Below are 19,509 nucleotides of genomic sequence, written 5' to 3'. Positions count from 1 at the left end.
AGCGACGAGCGACGAGCGACGAACGACGAACGACGAACGACGAGCGATGAGCGACGAACGGGGCGCGGGACGGCGGGCGGTCAGTCGTCCGCGAGTGCGCGCAGGTAGGTGAGGACGGCGCGCACCCGGCGGTGTCCGGTGTCGGGGGTGGGCATGCCGAGCTTGCCGAAGATGCTGCCGATGTGCTTGTTCACCGAACTCTCGGCGAGGAAGAGGAGCCGGGCGATGGTCGGGTTGTTGTGGCCCTCGGCCATCAGGGCGAGCACCTCCCGTTCGCGCGCGGTGAGGGCGGCCAGCGGGTCGGGGCCGGTGCGGTGGGCCATCAGCTGGGAGATGACCTCCGGGTCCATCGCGGTGCCGCCCTCGGCGACCCGCCGCAGCGCCTGGAGGAACTCCTCGGCGCGGCCGACCCGGTCCTTGAGCAGGTAGCCGACGCCGGTGGCGCTCTGGGCGAGCAGCTCGGCGGCGTAGGCGCGTTCGACGTACTGGGAGAGGATCAGGACGGGCAGTGCGGGCAGTCGGCGGCGGGCCTCGACGGCGGCGCGCAGTCCCTCGTCGCGGAAGTCCGGCGGCAGCCGGACGTCGACCACGGCGACGTCGGGGCGGTGGTCGAGCAGGGCGGGCAGCAGGTCGTCGCCGTGCTCGACGGTCGCGCACACCTCGTGTCCCTCGCTGTGCAGCAGCAGGACGAGGCCTTCGCGGAGCAGGGCGTTGTCCTCGGCGATCAGGATCCGCACGGGATCTCCACTTCCAGGATGGTCGGGCCCCCGGGCGGGCTGGACAGGCGGGTGGTGCCGTCGAAGGCGGCGACCCTGCGGCGCAGGCCGGGCAGGCCGCTTCCGGCGCCCTCGACGGCGCCGCCCCGGCCGTCGTCCTCGACCCGGACGGCGATGGCGACCGCGGTGATCCGCAGCCGGACCAGGGCGCTGCGGGCTCCGCTGTGCCGGGCGACGTTGGCGAGCGCCTCGGAGACCACGAAGTAGGCCGCGGCCTCGGCGGCGGCCGGTGCGCGCGGTGGCGGGTCGGCCGGGGAGGGGATGCCCCGGCCGTCCCCGGTGTCCGGCTCGCCCCGGCCGTCCCCGGTGTCCGGCTCGACCCGGGTGGGCACGGCGCAGCGGGCGGCGAGTGACCGTACGGCCTCGGCGAGACCGCGGTCGGCGAGCAGCGGCGGGTGGATGCCGCGCACCAGGGCGCGCAGCGACTCCAGGGCCTGCTCGGCGACGAGTTGGGTGGAGTCCACCAACGCGGCCGCCTGCTCGGGACGTTGGTCCAGCGCGCGGCGGATCATGCCGAGCCGGAGCGAGACGGCCACCAGGTTGGCCTGGGCGCCGTCGTGCAGGTCCCGTTCGATCCGGCGCAGTTCGGCGGCATGGGCGTCCAGCGCCTCGGACCGGGTGGTGGTCAGTTCCTGGACGCGCCGGGCCAGCGACGGGCGGGGCCGGGCGACCAGCAGCCGGCGGGAGGCCCGGGCGTGCAGGTCGGCGGCGGGCGCCAGCACGGCCAGGGCGACCACCGCGTAGCCGACCCCGCCGACCGCCGCCGCGACGGCCACCGGCCAGGAGTCGACGGTCAGCAGGATGATGCTCCCGCGCTCGTCCGGCAGGAGCCGCCACCACACCGGCGCCGTCAGCCAGTTGACGGCGTGGCTGCACAGGGTGAGGGCGGCGGCCGACAGGGCCGTCCCGGCGGTGGCGTGGGCGAGCAGCCACACCAGGTCCTTGCGGACGGCCGGGTCGCGCAGGGACACCCGGTCGCGGTACGGGGTGCGCGGCCGGTCGCCGCCCAGCCACCGGCCGGCCCGCCGGCGGTGGAACTCGGCGAACCGGCGCAGCAGTCGCAGGGCCGGCGGCAGGAGCGGCAGGCCCGGGCCGACCGGGCAGAGGGCGAGGACGACGAGCAGCAGGCAGAGCCCGACCAGCGCGACCGCCCCGGTGCCGAGGCAGAGCAGGAGGTGGCCGGCGGCGGCGGGGGAGCGGCGCACCGCGGACCGGGCGGCGGAGCGCAGATCCGCGCGGGTCGTCCGGCGGGTGGCCGAACGGATGGCGGAGCGGACGGGCGACCGGACGGCCGACCGGACCGTGGACGCGGCAATCCTGGGCGCCCGCACGATGGTTCAGTCCTCCGAGCGTCCGAGCCGACTGTTCGATCACCCTAACACCGGCCCCGGAACCGGCCCGGAGGCCGTCACGGGGCGCGGCTCTTCCGCCGCCGTGCCGGACACCTCCACAATGGGGCGGGTCGATCGCGGAAGTGGGGGAACCGGGGTGGAGTGGCTGCTGGGGATCGGTGGGGCCCTGCTGCTCGGGGTGGTGACCAATCTGGTGTACGACTTCGCCAAGTTCGGCGGCTCACGGCTCGGTTCGCGGGTGCCGGTGCCGCGGGTCCGGCGGGCGAGCCTGACGGCGGCGGCCCGGGCGCACGACGTGCGGGCGGACGGGCTGGCGCCGCTGATCACCTGGTCGGCGACCCGGCCGCTGGCGCCGAGCACGCTGGTGACGGCGCACCGCGGGCGGGTCGAGCGCCCGCACGTGCTGGACGCGGCCGGGTGGGCCGAGGAGGTGGCGCGCCGGAGGGCGGCCGGTGCGGCGGGCCGCACCGCGTACATCTCGCGGCTGACGGTCGATCACGGCGAGCACGGTGGTGCGCGGGTCTGCGAGGTGGACATCGCGGAGAGCGACTACGCGGAGTGCATGGCCACCACCGGGATGGGCCGGGAGGACCCGGAGGCGGCCCGGCTGCTGCGCGAGGCGCTGGACCAGGGCCTGACGAGCTTCGTGGCCGTCGCGCCGCCCACGATGGTCAGCGCCTGCGTCGCGGTGCGGGACCGGCTGGGCCGGCTGCTGCTGCTCCGACGCTCGCTGGCGGTCCACACCTTCCCGGCGCAGTGGACGGTCGGGATCAACGAGACGATGAAGTACCGCGACGAGCCGGGCGCCGCCGAGGACTTCTACGGGCTGGTCCGGCGGGCGCTGGAGGAGGAGCTGGGGCTGCTGCCGGACGACGTCGGGCCGACCGTGATCACCTGGCTGGGCTGGAGCGAGCCGGCCTCCTGCTACACGCTGGTGGCCACCGTCCGGTCCCGGCTGGACGCGGCCGAGATCGACCGCCGTCGCGAGGCCTGCCACAGCACCTTCGAGCACGACATGGCCGTCTGGGTGCCGTTCACCCGCCGGACGGTCTCCGAGCTGATCGAGGGCGGCACCTGCCCGGACGGTTCGCGGCGCTGGTCGTACCTCGCGCCGCTGGTGGCCTGGGAGGCCTGGCGGGCGGCGCAGCAGGAGCGGGCGTAGGCCGGAACTCGCCTCCCCGGGACGGGCGTTCCGCGCGGAGTGGGCGCAGTTCCGCGCGGAGTGGGCGCAGTTCCGCGCGGAGTGGGCGCAGTTCCGCGCGGAGTGGGCGCCGTTTCGCGCGGGGAAGCGCGGCCCACGAGGAACCCGTGTGCCGGGCCCGGCCCGGTCAGCCGACGGCGGTGCGCCAGTCCGCCGGCCCGCTCGCCGGGAGGTGCCCGGGCAGGCCCGGGGTCCAGCGCTTCGAGCCGTCCGGCAGCACGGCCAGGGCCTCGATGCCGGGTCGGCGGGCGGCCCAGGCGAGGGCGCGGTCCGGGCCCATGGCGAAGGCGGCGGTGGCCCAGGCGTCGGTGCGGGCGATGCCGGTGCCCGGGGCGCCGACCAGGGTGAGCGAGGCCAGGGCGCAGGCCGGGCGGCCGGTGTGCGGGTCGAGGATGTGCGCGCCGCGCTCGGCGGTGCCGGAGGTGGCCACGGCCAGGTCGTGGCCGGCCAGGACGGCGGCCAGCAGACCCGGTCGCCGGGGGTCGGCGATGCCGATCCGCCACGGTCCGCCGGCGCTCTGCACGTCTCCGCCGCCGCTGACGCAGTACTGCCGGGAGCCGGAGGAGCGCAGCAGGTCGGCCGCCTGCTCGACCGCCCAGCCCTTGACCCAGCCGCTGGGGTCGAGCCGGCCGCCCGGTCGCTCGGTGAAGTAGCCGTCGGTCTCGGCGGCCACCTCCCGGCAGGCGGCCAGCACGGTGTGGACCTCCGGATCGCAGTCGTCCAGGGCGAGTTCGCCCCGGTCGAGGCGGCTGATGTCGCTGTCCGGCCGGTACGTCGAGAACACCGCGTCGATCCGGTGCAGCCGCTCCGCGATCCGTTCCAGCACGGCCGGGGTCCCGGGGGCGGGGTCGCGGACGGTGACCGAGAAGACGGTGCCCATCACGGGCTCGGCGTGGCGCAGCACGGGCGCCTCAGCCCTTGGCCCGGTCGAGGGCGCTCTGCAGGGAGCGGACGTAGCCGTCGCTGGTGTACGTCGCGCCGCTGACCACGTCGATCCGGGCGCTCTGCGCGGCTATCGCCTCCTGGTTGAGGACCGGCAGCGCGGAGGTGTTGATCTCGCGGTCGCGCCGTTCGGCGCTCGGGTACGTGACCACGTCGACGGCGGTGATCCTGCTGCCGGCCAGGGTGATCTGGACCTGCACCGGGCCGTAGCGGGTGTTGACGGTGTCCCCGCTGACCTTCCGGGGGGCGCCCGCGGCGGGTGCGGACGCGGACGCGGAGGCGGGTGCGGAGACGGAGGGCGCCGGGGCGTTCGACGGTGCCGAGCCCTCGGACCCGGTGCCGGAGTCGGCGGCGGTGCCCTGGCCGGTGCCGGTGCCCGGCCCCGAGCCGATCACCGGGGCGGGCCCGGCGGCCTCGTGCGGTTTGAGGGACAGCAGCAGGACCACCCCGGCCGCGGTGGCGGCGCTGGTGACGACGGCTCGGCGCATGGAATGGACGCTCCTCGGGTGCTCGGGGGCGAGCCGAACGGGCTCAGAACGAAAAGCTTCGGAAGGAAAGGCTTCAGAAGGAAAAGCTCTCGTGGTGGATGCGCCCCGGCCGCACCCCCGCCGCCCGCAGCGCGCGGACGGCCTCCTCGGTCAGGGCGTCCGGGCCGCACAGGTAGACCTCGTGCTCGGCGAGGTCCGGGACCAGCCGGGCCAGCGCGGCCCCGAGGTCGCCGACCTGCTCGCGCGGGCCGAGCAACTCGTGCACCGCCGCGCCGCGCCGCCGGGCGACCTCGGCCAGCTCCGCCCGGAACAGCACGTCCTGCGGCCGCCGGGCCCGCTGGATCAGCGTCAGCTCGCCCGGCAGGGTTTCGAAGAGGGCGCGCAGCGGGGTGATCCCCACCCCGGCGCCGAGCAGCAGCACCCGGCGCTGCCGCAGCCCCCGCCCGGTGAACGCCCCGTACGGGCCCTCGGCGCGCACCCGGGTTCCCGGGCGCAGGGCGGCCACCGCGGCGCTGTGCCCGCCGAGGTCCTTGACGGTGAAGCGCAGGAAGTGCGGGTGCGGCGGCGCGGACAGCGAGTACGGGTTGGCGGCCCAGCGCAGCCCGGGCGCCTGGAACTGGAGCCGGAAGAACTGGCCGGGCTCGGCGCGGAGTTCGTCCAGCCGCCGCCCGCGCAGGAACAGTGACACCACCCCGGGGCCCTCCGGCCGTACCTCGGTGACGGTCAGGCCGTGCCGCCGGTCGAGCAGCCACGGGCGCAGCAGCCGGTACCAGCCGAGCAGCGCCGCGGTGCCGAAGTAGAGCGCGTACCAGGCCGCCCGGCCGGGGCCGCCGCCCAGGTCGGCGCCGGTCGCCAGCTGGTGGGCGAAGGCCAGCGCCACCGCGAGGTAGGTCGCCAGGTGCAGGTAGTACCAGGCCTCGTACGGGAGACGGCGGCGTGCGATCCGGGCGGAGACGGCGCCGGTGCCGAGCAGCAGAAGGGTGCCCAGGGTGGCCTTGAGCATCTCGGGGTAGTGGAAGACGATCTCGACGCCCTCACCGATCGGCCCGCGTCCGTCGGTCAGCGCGTAGCCCTGGACGACCGTCAGCACGTGCACCGTGACCAGGGCCACCGTCCAGCGCCCGCCGAAGGCGTGCCAGCGTGCCAGCCGGTCGGCACCGATCCCGCGCTCCACCGGCGGCAGCCGGGCCATCAGCAGGAGCAGCACCGGCGCGGCACCGCCGGCCAGCAGCCCGGTGATCCGGCCTGCGCCGGTCAGCCAGCCGTCCGTGCCGACCACGGCCGGGGTGCCCGTCCACCACAGCGCGAGCACGCCGAGCACGCCCGCGGCGATCAGGCCGAGCGCCGCGCGCGGGTCGAGGGCGAACGGCGGACGCGGCGCCGCCCGGTGGCCCGGGCGGTCGGGTGCCCGCCGGGGCCCGGGCCGCGGCTTCGGGGCGGCGGCAGTGGTCATCGGATCCTCCTCGGAGCCCGGCGGCGAGTGCCGCCGAGGCCGCCAACGATCGCACCGCAAGCTCTGAGCGGGCTCTGAACCGGGCCGGTCCCGGGGCCCGCCGGTGAGGGGATCAGGGCAGGTCAGGGTGGGCGTGTCTGCTCACGAACCGTTCTCCGGGGTCTCACCGGTTTCTCATCGGGACCGGCCAGGATGACCACTGCGCAGCACCCGACGCGAGGAGCCCCCATGGACGAGACCGCCGACCGCCCGGACTGGCGGGTCCTGGTCGTCGACGACGAGCCGGACCTGGTCGAGGTGGTATGCGGAGCCGTCCGCTACGAGGGCTGGCAGGCACGCGGCGCGACCACCGGCCTGGCCGCCGTCGAGACCGCCGCGGCCTGGCGGCCGCACGCCGTGGTGCTCGACGTGATGCTGCCCGACCTCGACGGCCTGGAGGTGCTGCGCCGTATCCACGCCGAGCAGCCCGAGGTGCGGGTGCTCTTCCTGACCGCCCGGGACGCCGTCGAGGAACGGATCGCCGGCATCGCGGCCGGCGGCGACGACTACGTGACCAAACCGTTCAGCCTGGCCGAGGTGGTGGTCCGGCTGCGCGGCCTGCTGCGCCGGGCAGCTCCGGCCGCCGCGGCCGGGCAGCCGCCGCCGCACGCGCTGGTGCTCGGCGACCTCGTGCTGGACGACCGGGCCCGCGAGGTCACCCGGGGCGGGGAGACGGTCGAGCTCAGCCCGACCGAGTACGCGCTGCTCGCCCACCTGATGCGTCACCCCCGGCAGGTGCTCAGCAAGGCGCAGATCCTGGACGCCGTCTGGTCGTACGACTTCGGCGGGCAGGCGCACATCGTGGAGCTGTACATCAGCTACCTGCGCAAGAAGGTGGACGCGGGCCGCAGTCCGATGATCCACACGGTGCGCGGCGCGGGGTACCTGATCAAGGCCGCGACATGACGCGGGGCAGCCGGTTCCGCGGCGCGAGGTCGCACGTCGCCCGGCTGGTGCCCCGAACCCTGCGCGCCCGGCTGACCGCCGGCCTGCTGGTGCTGCTCGTCGCCACCTGTGCCGCCGTCGGTTTCGCCACCACCACCGCACTGCGCCACTTCCTGGTCGACCGCCTGGACCAGCAGCTCGCCGAGACCGGCGGCCGCTACGCCGCGAGCCTGGAGCACACCGGCCACGGCGCAGGCCCCGACACCCGGGCCCAGACCCCCGGCACCCTCGGCGTACGGCTGCTGGGCGGGCGGGTCACCGCCGCGGGCGTGGTCGACGGGGACGCCGACGACGTGGACGACCCCGGGAACGAGGACGACCGGGTCGCCTTCACCCCCGAGCAGCAGCACGCGCTGGCCGCCCTGCCCGTCGACGGCCCGGCCCGAACCCTCGACCTCGGCCGGGCCCTCGGTCACTACCGGGTCCGCGCGGTCGCCGGGCGGGACGGCGACGTGCTGGTCAGCGGCCTACCGCTGCACCCGGCCGAGGACACCGTCGAGCGGCTGGAGACACTGGAGCTCACCGTCTTCGCGATCGCCGCCACCGCGGCGGGCGCGGCCGGGGCCGCCTGGGTGGGTTTCTCGCTGCGCCCGCTGCGGCGGGTGGTGGGCACGGCCGAGCGGGTCAGCGCGCTGCCGCTCGCCAGCGGCGAGGTGATGCTCGCCGAACGCGTGCCGGACGACGACCCGCGCACCGAGGTCGGCCGGGTCGGCGCGGCGCTCAACCGGATGCTCGGGCATGTCGGCGACGCGCTGGCGCGCCGGCACGCGGTGGAGGAGCGGTTGCGGGGCTTCGCCGCCGACGCCAGCCACGAGCTGCGCACTCCGGTCGCGGCGGTCCGCGGCCACGCCGAGCTGGCGCTGCGCCACCCCGGGCCGGTCCCGGCGCCGGTCCGGCACTCGCTGGAGCGGATCGACGCCGAGGCGCTGCGGATGGGGGCGATCGTCGAGGACCTGCTGCTGCTCGCCCGGCTGGACGCCGGCCGCCCGCTGGCCGAGGAGGAGGTGGACCTGACCCGGATCGCCCTCGACGCGGTGGCCGACGCCCGCGCCGCCGGGCCGGACCACCGCTGGCGGCTCGCCCTGCCCGAGGAGCCGGTGCTGGTGCGCGGCGACGAGCACCGGTTGAGCCAGGTGGTGGCGAATCTGCTGGCCAACGCCCGGACCCACACCCCGCCCGGCAGCGAGGTCCGGCTCTGCCTCGAACGGCCGGACAGCCAGGTGGAGTTGAGCGTCACGGACGACGGCCCGGGGATCGCGCCGGAGCTGGTCGACCGGGTCTTCGAGCGCTTCGTCCGGGGTGACCGGGCCCGCTCCCGCGCCACCGGCTCGACCGGGCTCGGCCTGGCGATCGTCCGGGCCGTGGTCGGGGCGCACGGCGGCACGGTGGCGGTGGCGAGCCGGCCCGGCCGCACCGTGTTCACCGTCCGGCTGCCCTGACGGCCGTCGCCGTCGCTGCGGTCGGTGCTGTTGCTGTCGTTGTCGCTGTCGTACGGAAGCGCTGCCGGTAGTCGGTCGGCGTGGTGCCGAGGCGGCGGCGGAAGGCGCGCACCAGGGTGTCGACGGTGCCGAAGCCGCAGGTGGTGGCGATGCGGTCGAGCGTCGCGTCGGTGGACTCCAGCCGGTGGCGGGCGAGTTCGACCCGGGCGGACTCGACGTAGGCGCTCGGGGTGGTGCCCAGCTCGGTCTTGAAGATCCGGGTCAACTGCCGTTCGCCGACGTGGGCGTGGGCCGCGAGGTCCGGGACGGTGAGCGGCCCGGCGAGATTGCGCAGGATGTGGTGGCGCAGCTCCTCGATCCGCCGGGTGGTCGAGACGGGCTCCAGCGGGACGCTGAACTGGCTCTGGCCGCTGGGGCGTTTGAGGTACATGACGAGCTGGCGGGCGACCCGCAGGGCCAGCTCCTCGCCGAAGTCCTCGGCGACCAACGCGAGCGACAGGTCCAGGCAGGCGCTGATGCCCGCACCCGTCCAGACCTCGCCCTCGCGGATGAAGATCGGGTCCGGATCGACCTCGACCTCCGGGTGCTCCTCGGCGAGCTGGCCGGCCGTGGACCAGTGGGTGGTGGCGCGCCGCCCGTCCAGCAGCCCGGCGGCGGCGAGCAGGTGCGCGCCGACGCAGACGCTGGCCACCCGGCGCGAGCGGGCGGCCAGCGTGCGGACCCGGTCGACCACCGCCGGGTCGGCGAGCGCGCGGACCCGGCGGTGGTCGTCCACCTCGACCGAGCCCGGCACCAGCAGGGTGTCGATCCGGCTCCGGGCGGCCTCGTCGAAGGTGAGGTCGGGCAGGATGCGCACGCCCGCCGCGGTGGTGACCGGCTCCGCCGTCTCGGCGGCGAGGACGACCCGGTAGCCGGTCGCGTCGCCGGTCTCCCGGCGGACCAGCGAGAACACCTCGGGCGGGCCGGTCACGTCGAGCAGGTCGACGCCCTCGAACAGCACGATGACGATCAGCCGTTGCGCAGCGGGTGCGGGCACCGCTTCCCTCCTCGTCGTTCCTGCTCGATGTCGGAATCTGCAGGTTAGCCGACATTGCCGACACCCGAGCGCCGCCCGTAGCGTTTTCAGGGCCGGCCGCACCCGCAGTGGCCCGCGAGATCCCCGACTCCCGACCGTGAAGGCGGTACCCCGTGCCCACCACGACCCTGCGCACCCTCAACGGCCTCGACGAGAAGCCCGCCGTGCTCGGCGACTCGACCCTGATCATGATCGACTACCAGAACACCTATGTGCGCGGCGTGATGGAACTGGCGGGCTGGCAGGAGGCGCTGGACGCCGGCGCCGACCTGCTCGCCCGGGCCCGGGAGGCCGGCGCGACCGTGATCCACGTGATCAACGACGGTGGCGAGGGCACCCCGTACGACATCCGGGCCGAGATCGGGCGGATCCACCCGAGCGTGGCCCCGGCCGAGGGCGAGCGGGTGGTGGTCAAGCAGGCCCCGGACGCCTTCGTCGGCACCGACCTGGGAGAACTGCTCGACGCGGCCGGCCACCGGGACGTCGTCGTCGCCGGATTCATGACCCACATGTGCGTCGCCTTCACCACGGCCGGCGCCTTCCTGCGCGGCAACCGCCCGACCGTCGTGGCCGCCGCCTGCGCCACTCGCCCGCTGGAGTCGGGCGGCACCGGGCTGACGGCCGCCCAGGTCCACCGCGCCGCGCTGGCGACGATCGGCGACCTGTACGGCGTGGTGGTGGAGTCCCCGGCCGACCTCGGCTGAGCCCGGGCGGGATCCGGGGCGGATGCGGCGCGGGCCCTCGGCGGGCCCGGGCGGAACCTCGGCCGGACCGCCTCGCCCGCCCGCCCGCTGAAGCGGTCCGCCGAGGCGGTCAGCCGTGCGGTCCGGGGCGCCGACGGCGCCCGCAAACGCCACCGATCCGCCCCCGCCTCGTTGACCAGTCCGCGCACGGTGTCGGCGGAGGGCGGGGAACGGGCATGGCGGGGAACGGGGCGGCGGCCGTGGGCGGCCCGCCGGAGCTGGCGGAGTCGTACCGGGTCTGCGAGCAGGAGGTGGCCGGCCACCAGGCCTCGCTGCGGGCGATCAGCGACACACTGCCGCCCGAGGTGCGGCCGTACTTCCACGCCGTCAACGGCTTCGCCTCCCGGTCCGACCGGATCGCCGACGACGCCGGCGCCCCTGACGCCGGCGCCCGTGACACCGACATCCCTGATGCCGGCGCCCCTGACGCCGGTGCCCGCAACGGCCGGGCCCAGGCCGCCCCCGCCGAGCGGCTGCGTCGGTTCGCCCGCTGGCGGGCCGAGACCCTGGCCGAGCTGGCGGCCGGCCGCAGCGAGCACCCGCTGCGTCGGGCCTTCGTGGACACCGTGCGTCGGTGGGAGCTGGACCCGGCGCTGGTCGAGGAGTTCCTGGACGCCACCAGGGCCGACGGGGCCCACCCACCGGCCTTCGAGAACCGTGCGGACCAGCGCCGCCACCTGCGCGGCGTCGCGGGGACGGTCACCGAGCTGTGGGCCCCGCTGCTGGGGGCGCGGGGCCCACGGGCGGCGGACGCGCTGTCCGCGCTGGGGGAGGCCTGCCAGCTGGCCGACATCCTGGAGGACCTCCCGCTCGACCTCGCGGCCGGCCGCTGCTACCTGCCGCAGGAGGAGCTGCGCCGGCTCGGTCTGACCGTCGCCGACCTCGGCCGACCCGATCCCGGGGGACGCCACCGGGCCGCCCTGGACACGCTGGTCGAGGGTCAGCAGGCGCAGCTGCACCGGCTGTTGGAGCAGGCCCTGCCCGTCACCTGGCTCGCCGCCCCCGGCTGCCGCCCGTTCCTGCACACCCTGCTGCTCGGCGCCCAGCTGCAGTACGACGAAGTGACCCTGGCGCGCTCGCGCGTCCTGTCCGAGGGCCTCACTCCGCTGAGCTCCGACGGTGCCACTCCCTGCCGTCGCGCCCGGCCCGCGCTCGCCGAGGGGGCGCCCGCCCACGTCGCCGTGATCATGGACGGCAACCGCCGCTGGGCCGAGGCCCGCCGACTGCCCGCCCGGCACGGCCACCAGGCGGGGCAGCGGGCCGCCCTGCGCCTGGTCAACGCGGCGCTGCGGCTGGGCATCCGCCACCTGAGCCTGTACGCGTTCTCCACCGAGAACTGGGACCGCCCGCCCGAGGAGCTGACCGCGCTGTTCGACTCGTTGGCCGACGGCCTCACCCGCGGTGCGGAGGGCCTGCACGCGCTCGGGGTGCGGATCCGGTGGTGCGGCCGGCGGGACCGGGTGGACGAGTCGCTGGCCTCCGCGATCGCGCTGGTGGAGAGCATGACGTCCAACAACGGCACGCTGACCCTGACGGTCTGCGTGGACTACGGCGGACGGGAGGAACTGGCCGCCGCGGCCCGGGGCCTGGCCGCCGAGGCGGTGGCCGGGGGGATCCGTCCGGAGGCGATCGGCCCGGCCGACCTCGCCCGGCACCTGTACCTTCCGGACCTCCCGGACGTCGACCTGCTGATCCGCACCTCGGGGGAGCAGCGGATCAGCAACTTCCTGCCCTGGCAACTCGCCTATGCCGAGCTGCTGTTCGACCCCACGCCGTGGCCCGACTACGACCTGGCCCGGCTGCGCGGTGCCGTCCGCGCCTACGCGGCCCGCGAGCGCCGCTTCGGCGGGGGCGTGCCCGCCCAGTCCCGGCAGTCGCAGCAACCCGGGCAGCCGCAGCCGCAGCCGCAGCCGTCGGGGCCGTCCGCGCCGTCCCAACGGTCCCAGCAGTCCCAGCAGTCCCGGAAGCCCCCTACGAGTGCTGCTCCTGCGCCGCCGCCGGGGGAGGAGGGGTGTACGTTCCCTGGGCCGTGACGTACGCCAGCACCGTGTCCACGGTCACGGGGTGCGTGCCGAAGTTCGCGGTGTACGCGTCCACCGCCTCCTGGGTGGGGCGCAGCGGCACCCCGGTGAGCCGGACCTTGATCGGGTGCCCGGCCGGTACCGGATCGGCGGTCAGCTTGCCCTCCGTGAGGCCGCAGCGAAAGGCCGAGCGGTGCCCCATCTCCGCCCCGCCGACCTCGCACCGGCCGGAACCCAGGCCGTCCTTGATCGCGCCGGCCAGGTTCACCACCCGGTAGTCGCCCCGGGAGGTGCGGACGGACACCCCGCCGTCCAGTGCCCCGTCGCCGTGCGCCTTCGGCGGGTTCGCGAGGGACGGGTCGCCCACGGCCGAGCGGATCGGCAGGTGGACGGCCGGGCCGTGGCGGTCCATCACCATGCGGGCCGGGGCGACGACGTCCACCATCGCGTGGAAGCGGTCCAGCTGGGCCTGCGCCTCCGGGGTCCAGCGCACCTCGACCCAGCCGTTGGAGAGCGTTCCCAGGTTTCCGGAGCGGTCGGCGCCGCCGTCAACGGCACCGGCCGCCGTCCCGGTGAGCCACCCCAGGAGCGGGGCGCCCAGCGCCGCGCCCAGCAGCGAACGCCGCGTCGTGCTCATCGTCCCGAACCGTCCTTCCCGGGCCGTCCAGCACGGCCATGGGACGGATCATCCGTCCACCGACCGTCTCCGAGGCCATTCCGGAGAACGAAACCACTCGCACGGGGGGAGCGGGACGCAGCCACGGGTAGTCCGTTCGGGAACATGAGCCCCCCGGGACGGCTGCCCGCCGGGTGTCCGGTCCGGCAGCCGGGCACTCCGTGCGGTCCCGGCCGTTCGCGTACCCCCGCCGTACCGGCTCCCACCCCGAGTTGAACGTGTTCAAAGTCGTGCGCCATGATGAGGGCGCGCGAGGACACCCCACCGCGGCCTGCGGCGGAAGGCGGTCCCGTGCTGCCCCGTCACGCTCCGAACCCCCGTACCCGACCCCGGAGTCGACCGTGCGACACCTGCTGCAACGCCACCCCTTCGCGATGCGCACCCACTTCGCGCACTCGCTCGTCCTCACCTACGCCCTGCCGCCCCGGCTGCTCGCCCCGCTGGTGCCGCCCGGCCTCGCCCTCGACACCTACACCGACCCCGACGGCACCGAGCACGGCTTCGTCGCCGCCGCCGTCGTGGACACCCGGGCACTGCGCCCGGCCGCGCTGCCCGCCCGCCTCGGCCGGGACTTCATCCTGACCGGCTACCGGGTCTTCACCCGCTTCCCGACCCCCGGCGGCCGCACCATGCGCGGCCTGCGCATCCTGCGCTCGGACACCGACAGCCGGATGATGGCGCTCGGCGGCAACGCCTTCTCCCGCTACCACTACCGGCACGCCCGGATCGGCACCCGGGTGGTCGGCGACACCCTGGAGTTCAAGGTGGTCAGCGGCGACGGCCGCGCCGACCTGCACGTGCGCGCCGACCTCGGCGGCGCCCCCGCCGCCCTCCCGCCGGGCAGCCCGTTCGCGGACACCCGGGCCGCGCGGCGCTTCGCCGGCCCGCTGCCCTACACCTTCGAGTACGAGCCGCAGACCCGCTCGATGATCGTGGTCAAGGCCACCCGCGCCCACTGGGACCCGGTCCCGGTGGCCGTCGAGGTGCCCCGGCTCACCTTCTTCGACCACGGCCCGCTGGCCGGCAGCCGACCCCTGCTCGCCAACGCCTTCCACGTCGCCGGCCTCGACTACGGCTGGCACGCCGGAGAGCGCCGCCACCTCACCGGAGCCGCCCGATGACCGCCCCCGCCCCGGCCGGGCCCGGCCCGTCCGCCGCCCGCCCGTCCGCCGCCCGCCCGCTCGCCGCCTGCTCCGCCGCCCTGTGCCCGTCCACGGCCCGGACCGACGGCCCCCGCCCGTCCGGTGTGCGCGAGGTCGTCCGCTACAACTGGCCGATGTACGCCGCCGGCGCGCTCACCGTCGCCGTCGGCGGGGCGCTGGCCGGCCGACGGCCGGGCCCCGCCGCCGTGCTCGCCCGGGCGGTCGCCGCCACCGCCGCCGGATACCTCGCCGTCAGCACCCTCGCCACCTGGTGCGTCTACGACCGCTCCGCACTCCACCGCTACGACTGGCTGCCGGAGCTGCTGCCCGACGGCCCCGGCGACCACCTGGTGATCAGCACCGGCCTGGACGAGGCCAGCCGCCCGATCGCCGCCCGCCACCCCGGTGCCCGCGGACGGCTCGCCGACCTGTACGACCCCGCGCTGACCACGAGCGGCTCGATCCGCCGCGCCCGCCGCCACGCCCCGCCCGCCCCCGGCGGCATCCCGGCCCGCCCGGACGCCCTGCCCGCCGCGACCGGCGCCCTGGACACCGTGTTCGCCGTCTTCGCCGCCCACGAGCTGCGCCGGCCCGCCGACCGCACCGCCCTGTTCGCCGAGGCCGCCCGCAGCCTGCGCCCCGGCGGCACCCTGCTGCTGGTCGAGCACCTGCGGGACGCCGCCAACACCGCCGTCTACGGTCCCGGCGCCTGGCACTTCCTGCCCCGCGCCACCTGGCTGCGGCACGCCGCCGAGGCGGGCCTGCACCCGGCCGCCGAGCGCCGGATCGCCGGCCTGGTCACCGCCTTCGCCTTCCGGAAGGCCGCGTCATGACCGGGCTGGTCACCCTGGAGGCCCAGCTGCGCCTGGTCGGTGCCGCCCTCGTGACCCTCGGCCTGGTCCACGCGGTGCTGCCCCGCGCCATCGGCTGGCCCGCCGACCTGTCCGGCACCACCCTGCTGACCCGGCAGGTCTCCTACGCCCACCTCTTCTTCATCGGCCTCGCCTGCGCCCTGCTCGGCCTGCTCCCGCTCTGCCTGGCCCCCGACCTGCTGGCGGGCGGCCGGCTCGGCACCGCCCTGCTGGCGGGCCAGACCCTCTTCTGGGGCCTGCGCTGGCTCTTCGAGTTCGCCTACTTCTCGCCCCGGCTGTGGCGCGGAGACCGCCTGCGCACCGTCGCCCACCTCGGTCTCTGCGTGCTGTGGACCTGGGTGACGGCGGTCTTCGCCGGAGCCCTCTGGCACACGGTCTAGGATCAGTCGCGACCCCAGGAGCCCACACACCCCTCAAGGATCATGCGGTGACCGTTGCTTTCCCCCGTGCTCGCGCCGTGCGGTCGGCCCTGTCGGCCGGCGCCGTCCTGCTGGCGGCCACCTCCTGCTCCGGTTCGTCCGACGCGGCGCTGACCAGCGCCCAGGCCAAGCAGAAGACCGACCAGTACTTCTCCGAGACCTTCCTCGCCTTCCCCAAGCCGATCTCGCCGGTGGTCGACCGCGACGGCGAGGAGAAGTGCTTCAAGAAGGGCGCCCCCTCGGAGCCGGACGGCCGGGTCAAGGCCGTCACCTACCGCTTCCTGCGGGACATTCCGGCCGATCACCACGACACGATCTTCGACGCCTTCCGCGGCCACCTCGTCGTGGCCGGGTTCCGGGTCACCGACAGCAGGCCCGGTGTGATCGTCCTCACCAACCCGGACAACGGCTTCAAGGCCTCCGTCTCGGACGGCGACAACTGGCCGGCCACGCTGAAGGTCGGTTTCGAGTCCCCCTGCGTCTCGCCCGACGGGGCCAAGGCGGCCACCGGCTGAGCACGCCGGCACCTCCCCGCCCGGTGCGGACCGCCTTCGCGGGCCGCACCGGCCGCCGGCCCGGACGGGCAGCCCGCACCTCCGGCCCGGACGGGCGCCCGGTACCGCCGCTCCGGGGGCCCGTCCCGTCAGACGTTCGCCGGCAGGGCCGGTGCGCGGCGCGGCTGGGGCGGCAGGGCGAGGGTGAGGGCCTCGCGGGAGGCGGTCGGGAGGGCGAGGGCGGAGGCGGTCTCGGCGGGGAGCGGCTGGAGGCCGAGCAGGGCGGTGGTCAGCCGGGTGGTGGCGCGGTGCCAGTCGGGGATCCGCCGGAGCATGGCGTGGCCGCTGCCGGTGACGGTGTATCCGCAGACCCTGGCGCCCGCGGCGCGGCTGCGGGCGGCGAAGGCGCGGGTGTCGGCGGGCGGGGTGACGGTGTCGCGGTCGCCGTGCAGCATCAGCACGTCGCGTCCGGCGAGCTGCTCGCACGGGTCCTCGGCCGGGCACCACGGTGCGAGGGCGACCAGGCCGGTGACGGACGGGTGCCCGCCGGCCCGGAGCGCGGCGCGCCCGCCCATCGAGTGGCCGACCAGCACCGTCGGCACCGGCCCGAGCAGCGCGGTCAGTTCGTCGAGCGCGGCGGTCGCGTCCTGTGCGGCATCGGCCCGTTCGCCGTTCCAGCCGCGGTGGCGGTAGCGGACGGTCCCGATGGCGACGCCGGCGTCCGCGGTCGCCCTGGTGAGCCCGCGCAGGAAGCCGTGCATCCGCAGCAGCGGGAGGTTGAGGCGTCCGGGCCGGGAGAAGTTGTGCTCCTCGCCGCCGTGCAGCACCAGGACGGCGGCCCGGGCCGCGTCCGGCCGGACCTGCCAGTGCAGCGCCCGGTGGCCCACCGCGCGCTCCGCCGCCGTACCGCTCACTGCCGCACCGTCCCGTCCGTCCCGCCCGTGGCCCGTCTCCCCCGGACCGCCACTGTACGCGTGCGGACGGCCGGACCGTTCACCCGAGGGAACCATCCCGGACACCGGGCGCGCGCGGCCGGAGCGGGCGCCTGCTATTCACGAAGGGTGGGGGGCCGCAAGCGCCCGCTCGTGGCGCCGTGTCACCGAGTGGAGGACTCCGTGGCTCAGCAGCTCGCTCTGTCCGTCGACTTCGGGTCGGGCTTCACCCAGGCCTGGTCCAAGATCGCCAAGGTCGTCCCGCAGTTCATCGCCTTCCTGGTGATCCTGTTCATCGGCTGGATCGTGGCCAAGGCCATCGCCAAGGTCCTCGACCGGGTGATGCGCAGGCTCGGCTCGGAACGGGTCGCCGAGCGGTCGGGGATGGCCGCCCGGCTGGCCGGCTCCACGTACGACATGACCGGCATCGTCTGCAAGGTCGTCTACTACATCGTCCTGCTGATGGCCCTGCAGCTGGCGTTCGGAGTCTTCGGCCCGAACCCGATCAGCGTGATGATCCACAGCATCGTCGCCTGGCTGCCCAGGGCCGTCGTCGCCGTCGTGATCCTGGTGGTCGCGATGGCCATCGCCAACGGCGTGCGGGACATCGTGGGCAACTCGCTGTCCGGCGCCTCGTACGGCCGGGTGGTCGCCACCACGGTCTGGGCGTTCATCGTCGGCCTCGGTGTGATCGCCGCGCTGGGCCAGGTCGGGATCGCCACCGCGATCACGACCCCGGTGCTGATCGCCGTGCTCGCCACCATCGCCGGCGTGCTGGTGGTCGGCGTCGGCGGCGGCCTGATCCTGCCGATGCGCCAGCGCTGGGAGCGGTGGCTGGACGGTGCCGAACGGGAGACCGCCCGGCTGCGCGGCAGCGCCTACCAGGCCGGCCGCTCCGACGCGCTGTCCAACCAGCCGGTCCGGCCGACCACCCAGACCGGTCCGGGCACCCCGCCCGCGCCGGGCATCGAGGGCGACCAGAACCGGTAGCCGCCACCACCGCCGGTCGCCGGGCAGGGCCTGCCGGGGCTCAGACCTCCAGCAGGCCCTGCTCGCGCACCAGCCAGCAGATCGCGGTGAGCCGCATGACGGCGTAGTCGTAGCCGACCGGCTCCCGCCAGCCGATCTCGTCGAGCGCGTCGACGAAGCCCAGCGCGTAGTCCGACAACTCCTCACGGTCCAGGGGCCGGGGCGCCAGCTCCGGTCCCTGCGCGTACAGCAGCTCCCGCAGCATCGCCGCGTGCTGGTCGACCGCCGCGACGAAACCGGGCTCGAAGGCGAACTCGGCCAGGCGGGGCGTGAAGGCCGTCACGATGCCGGGCAGCGGACAGCCGGCCGGCTCGTCGGGGGAGCGCCGGAAGGAATCGTCGGAGGTGGCGAACATCCGTCCACGTTAGGCGAGCCCCGGAGCCGGAACGGACGCCCGTGACGGTTCCGTGCTGAGACCTTGGCCACCCGGCCCGCGCCACCGCCCGCCGCGGCGACGGTCCATGTCCCGTCCGGTTCGCTCTGCCGATCACGGGGTGCTCCGTACCAGAATGGCCGGCATGGATCTCCGCATCTTCACCGAACCCCAGCAGGGCGCGAGCTACGACACCCTCCTCAAGGTGGCCCGCACCGCCGAGGAGCTCGGGGCCTTCAGCGCCTTCTTCCGCTCCGACCACTACCTGAAGATGGGCGACGTCGACGGCCTGCCCGGGCCCACCGACGCCTGGATCACCCTGGCCGGCCTCGCCCGCGACACCAGCACCATCCGCCTGGGCACGCTGATGACCGCCGCCACCTTCCGGCTGCCGGGCGTCACCGCGATCCAGGTCGCCCAGGTGGACGCGATGAGCGGCGGCCGGGTCGAGTTCGGCCTCGGCGCAGGCTGGTACGAGGCCGAGCACACCGCGTACGGCATCCCCTTCCCGAAGGAGAAGTTCGGTCGGCTGGAGGAGCAGCTGGCGATCATCACCGGGCTGTGGCGGACCAAGCTCGGCGACACCTTCGACTTCGCGGGCGAGTACTACACGCTGACCGACTCGCCCGCGCTGCCCAAGCCCGTCCAGGAGCACGTCCCGGTGCTGGTCGGCGGGCACGGCCCCCGGCGGACCCCGGCCCTGGCCGCCCGCTTCGCCGACGAGTTCAACCTGCCGTTCGCCTCGGTGGACGACACCGCCGCCCAGTTCGGCCGGGTCCGCGCCGCCGTCGAGCGGGCCGGGCGCGCGGCCGACGACCTGGTCTACTCCAGCGCCCTGGTCGCCTGCGTCGGCCGGGACGACGCCGAGGTCGCCCGCCGGGCCGCCGTGATCGGCCGCGACGTCGACGAGCTCAAGGAGAACGGGCTGGCCGGCACCCCGGACGAGGTCGCCGAGAAGATCGGCCGGTACGCGGCCGTCGGCAGCGAGCGGATCTACCTCCAGATCCTCGACCTGGACGACCTCGACCACCTGGAGCTGATCGCCTCCCGGATCGCCCCGCAGCTCGCCTGAGGCGCGCCCGGGGCCCGTCGGCGGTC

At 75.7% G+C, this 19,509-nt stretch carries 20 protein-coding genes; 11 read left to right on the top strand and 9 right to left on the bottom strand.

The features are described 5' to 3' along the window. Nucleotides 1-80: 80 nt before the first annotated feature. Together ACZ6EM_RS29330 and ACZ6EM_RS29325 are read right to left on the bottom strand one after the other, a co-directional pair. Nucleotides 81-737 carry a response regulator transcription factor gene (locus tag ACZ6EM_RS29330; RefSeq protein WP_380551303.1) on the bottom strand — a complete coding sequence of 219 codons (657 nt, stop codon included), beginning with the start codon at nucleotides 735-737 and terminating at the stop codon, nucleotides 81-83. After that, the gene (locus ACZ6EM_RS29325) at nucleotides 725-2,107 is read right to left on the bottom strand and encodes a sensor histidine kinase (protein ID WP_465773620.1); all 1,383 of its coding nucleotides are present in this window, start codon (nucleotides 2,105-2,107) and stop codon (nucleotides 725-727) included. The genes ACZ6EM_RS29330 and ACZ6EM_RS29325 overlap by 13 nt, the downstream gene beginning before the upstream one ends. Nucleotides 2,108-2,264: 157 nt before the next feature. On the opposite strand from ACZ6EM_RS29325, the gene ACZ6EM_RS29320 reads away from it, so the two are divergent. After that, nucleotides 2,265-3,290: a hypothetical protein gene (locus ACZ6EM_RS29320; RefSeq protein ID WP_401053864.1), complete on the top strand. Its 1,026-nt coding sequence runs from the start codon at nucleotides 2,265-2,267 to the stop codon at nucleotides 3,288-3,290. 166 nt (nucleotides 3,291-3,456) lie between these two features. Here ACZ6EM_RS29320 and ACZ6EM_RS29315 read toward each other — a convergent pair whose 3' ends face one another. The 3 genes from ACZ6EM_RS29315 to ACZ6EM_RS29305 all read right to left on the bottom strand — a co-directional run bounded on the left by ACZ6EM_RS29315 (nucleotide 3,457) and on the right by ACZ6EM_RS29305 (nucleotide 6,212). After that, complete coding sequence (locus ACZ6EM_RS29315; protein WP_465773629.1) at nucleotides 3,457-4,209, bottom strand: FAD:protein FMN transferase; 753 nt, start codon at nucleotides 4,207-4,209, stop codon at nucleotides 3,457-3,459. A gap of 31 nt (nucleotides 4,210-4,240) precedes the next feature. Next, nucleotides 4,241-4,759, bottom strand: coding sequence for an FMN-binding protein (locus ACZ6EM_RS29310; RefSeq protein ID WP_401053862.1), 519 nt, complete (start codon nucleotides 4,757-4,759; stop codon nucleotides 4,241-4,243). Between the two features lie 73 nt (nucleotides 4,760-4,832). Next, entirely contained in the window at nucleotides 4,833-6,212 is a 1,380-nt protein-coding gene (locus ACZ6EM_RS29305; RefSeq protein ID WP_465773619.1) for a ferredoxin reductase family protein, read from the bottom strand. Between the two features lie 228 nt (nucleotides 6,213-6,440). Here ACZ6EM_RS29305 and ACZ6EM_RS29300 point away from each other — a divergent pair, with 228 nt between their 5' ends. Together ACZ6EM_RS29300 and ACZ6EM_RS29295 are read left to right on the top strand one after the other, a co-directional pair. Further along, complete coding sequence (locus tag ACZ6EM_RS29300) at nucleotides 6,441-7,157, top strand: response regulator transcription factor (RefSeq protein ID WP_401043526.1); 717 nt, start codon at nucleotides 6,441-6,443, stop codon at nucleotides 7,155-7,157. Continuing rightward, nucleotides 7,154-8,635, top strand: a complete 1,482-nt coding sequence (locus tag ACZ6EM_RS29295; RefSeq protein ID WP_465773617.1) for a sensor histidine kinase — start codon at nucleotides 7,154-7,156, stop codon at nucleotides 8,633-8,635. The genes ACZ6EM_RS29300 and ACZ6EM_RS29295 overlap by 4 nt, the downstream gene beginning before the upstream one ends. Here the strand turns inward: ACZ6EM_RS29295 and ACZ6EM_RS29290 are convergent. Next, complete coding sequence (locus ACZ6EM_RS29290; RefSeq protein WP_465773616.1) at nucleotides 8,616-9,671, bottom strand: GlxA family transcriptional regulator; 1,056 nt, start codon at nucleotides 9,669-9,671, stop codon at nucleotides 8,616-8,618. The two genes, ACZ6EM_RS29295 and ACZ6EM_RS29290, sit on opposite strands and share 20 nt — an antisense overlap. Before the next feature lie 152 nt (nucleotides 9,672-9,823). Between ACZ6EM_RS29290 and ACZ6EM_RS29285 the strand changes: the two genes are divergently transcribed. Both ACZ6EM_RS29285 and uppS read left to right on the top strand, forming a co-directional pair. Further along, nucleotides 9,824-10,414 carry a cysteine hydrolase family protein gene (locus ACZ6EM_RS29285; protein WP_465773615.1) on the top strand — a complete coding sequence of 197 codons (591 nt, stop codon included), beginning with the start codon at nucleotides 9,824-9,826 and terminating at the stop codon, nucleotides 10,412-10,414. A gap of 215 nt (nucleotides 10,415-10,629) precedes the next feature. Then, nucleotides 10,630-12,486, top strand: coding sequence for a polyprenyl diphosphate synthase (gene uppS / locus ACZ6EM_RS29280; RefSeq protein WP_465773614.1), 1,857 nt, complete (start codon nucleotides 10,630-10,632; stop codon nucleotides 12,484-12,486). Here the strand turns inward: uppS and ACZ6EM_RS29275 are convergent. Further along, nucleotides 12,425-13,111 carry a hypothetical protein gene (locus tag ACZ6EM_RS29275; protein WP_401043539.1) on the bottom strand — a complete coding sequence of 229 codons (687 nt, stop codon included), beginning with the start codon at nucleotides 13,109-13,111 and terminating at the stop codon, nucleotides 12,425-12,427. The genes uppS and ACZ6EM_RS29275 overlap by 62 nt on opposite strands. A 380-nt stretch (nucleotides 13,112-13,491) precedes the next feature. Between ACZ6EM_RS29275 and ACZ6EM_RS29270 the strand changes: the two genes are divergently transcribed. Genes ACZ6EM_RS29270 through ACZ6EM_RS29255 form a run of 4 tightly spaced genes read left to right on the top strand, consistent with a single transcriptional unit; the run spans nucleotide 13,492 to nucleotide 16,098 of the window. Further along, nucleotides 13,492-14,271, top strand: coding sequence for a DUF2071 domain-containing protein (locus ACZ6EM_RS29270; RefSeq protein ID WP_465773613.1), 780 nt, complete (start codon nucleotides 13,492-13,494; stop codon nucleotides 14,269-14,271). Continuing rightward, on the top strand, nucleotides 14,268-15,125 hold the full coding sequence (locus ACZ6EM_RS29265) for a class I SAM-dependent methyltransferase (RefSeq protein ID WP_465773612.1): 858 nt from the start codon (nucleotides 14,268-14,270) through the stop codon (nucleotides 15,123-15,125). Before ACZ6EM_RS29270 ends, ACZ6EM_RS29265 begins: the two co-directional genes overlap by 4 nt. After that, a complete protein-coding gene (locus tag ACZ6EM_RS29260; protein WP_380551336.1) occupies nucleotides 15,122-15,544 on the top strand; it encodes a hypothetical protein in 423 nt (140 codons plus the stop codon). Before ACZ6EM_RS29265 ends, ACZ6EM_RS29260 begins: the two co-directional genes overlap by 4 nt. Nucleotides 15,545-15,591: 47 nt before the next feature. Continuing rightward, complete coding sequence (locus tag ACZ6EM_RS29255) at nucleotides 15,592-16,098, top strand: hypothetical protein (protein ID WP_401043547.1); 507 nt, start codon at nucleotides 15,592-15,594, stop codon at nucleotides 16,096-16,098. 128 nt (nucleotides 16,099-16,226) lie between these two features. Here the strand turns inward: ACZ6EM_RS29255 and ACZ6EM_RS29250 are convergent, their stop codons facing one another. Continuing rightward, nucleotides 16,227-16,991 (bottom strand): alpha/beta hydrolase, encoded by a 765-nt coding sequence (locus tag ACZ6EM_RS29250; RefSeq protein WP_359910819.1) that lies wholly within the window; start codon nucleotides 16,989-16,991, stop codon nucleotides 16,227-16,229. Nucleotides 16,992-17,192: 201 nt separating this feature from the next. On the opposite strand from ACZ6EM_RS29250, the gene ACZ6EM_RS29245 reads away from it, so the two are divergent. Beyond that, nucleotides 17,193-17,999 carry a mechanosensitive ion channel family protein gene (locus ACZ6EM_RS29245; RefSeq protein ID WP_401043553.1) on the top strand — a complete coding sequence of 269 codons (807 nt, stop codon included), beginning with the start codon at nucleotides 17,193-17,195 and terminating at the stop codon, nucleotides 17,997-17,999. A 40-nt stretch (nucleotides 18,000-18,039) separates the two neighbouring features. Here ACZ6EM_RS29245 and ACZ6EM_RS29240 read toward each other — a convergent pair whose 3' ends face one another. Next, entirely contained in the window at nucleotides 18,040-18,393 is a 354-nt protein-coding gene (locus tag ACZ6EM_RS29240) for a DUF6401 family natural product biosynthesis protein (RefSeq protein WP_359910813.1), read from the bottom strand. Between the two features lie 163 nt (nucleotides 18,394-18,556). Here ACZ6EM_RS29240 and ACZ6EM_RS29235 point away from each other — a divergent pair, with 163 nt between their 5' ends. Further along, on the top strand, nucleotides 18,557-19,483 hold the full coding sequence (locus ACZ6EM_RS29235) for an LLM class F420-dependent oxidoreductase (protein ID WP_401043555.1): 927 nt from the start codon (nucleotides 18,557-18,559) through the stop codon (nucleotides 19,481-19,483). Nucleotides 19,484-19,509: the final 26 nt, after the last annotated feature.

It is taken from the genome of Kitasatospora sp. NPDC041917 (genome assembly GCF_055589745.1).
This window is presented reverse-complemented; position numbering and strand designations above follow the sequence as displayed.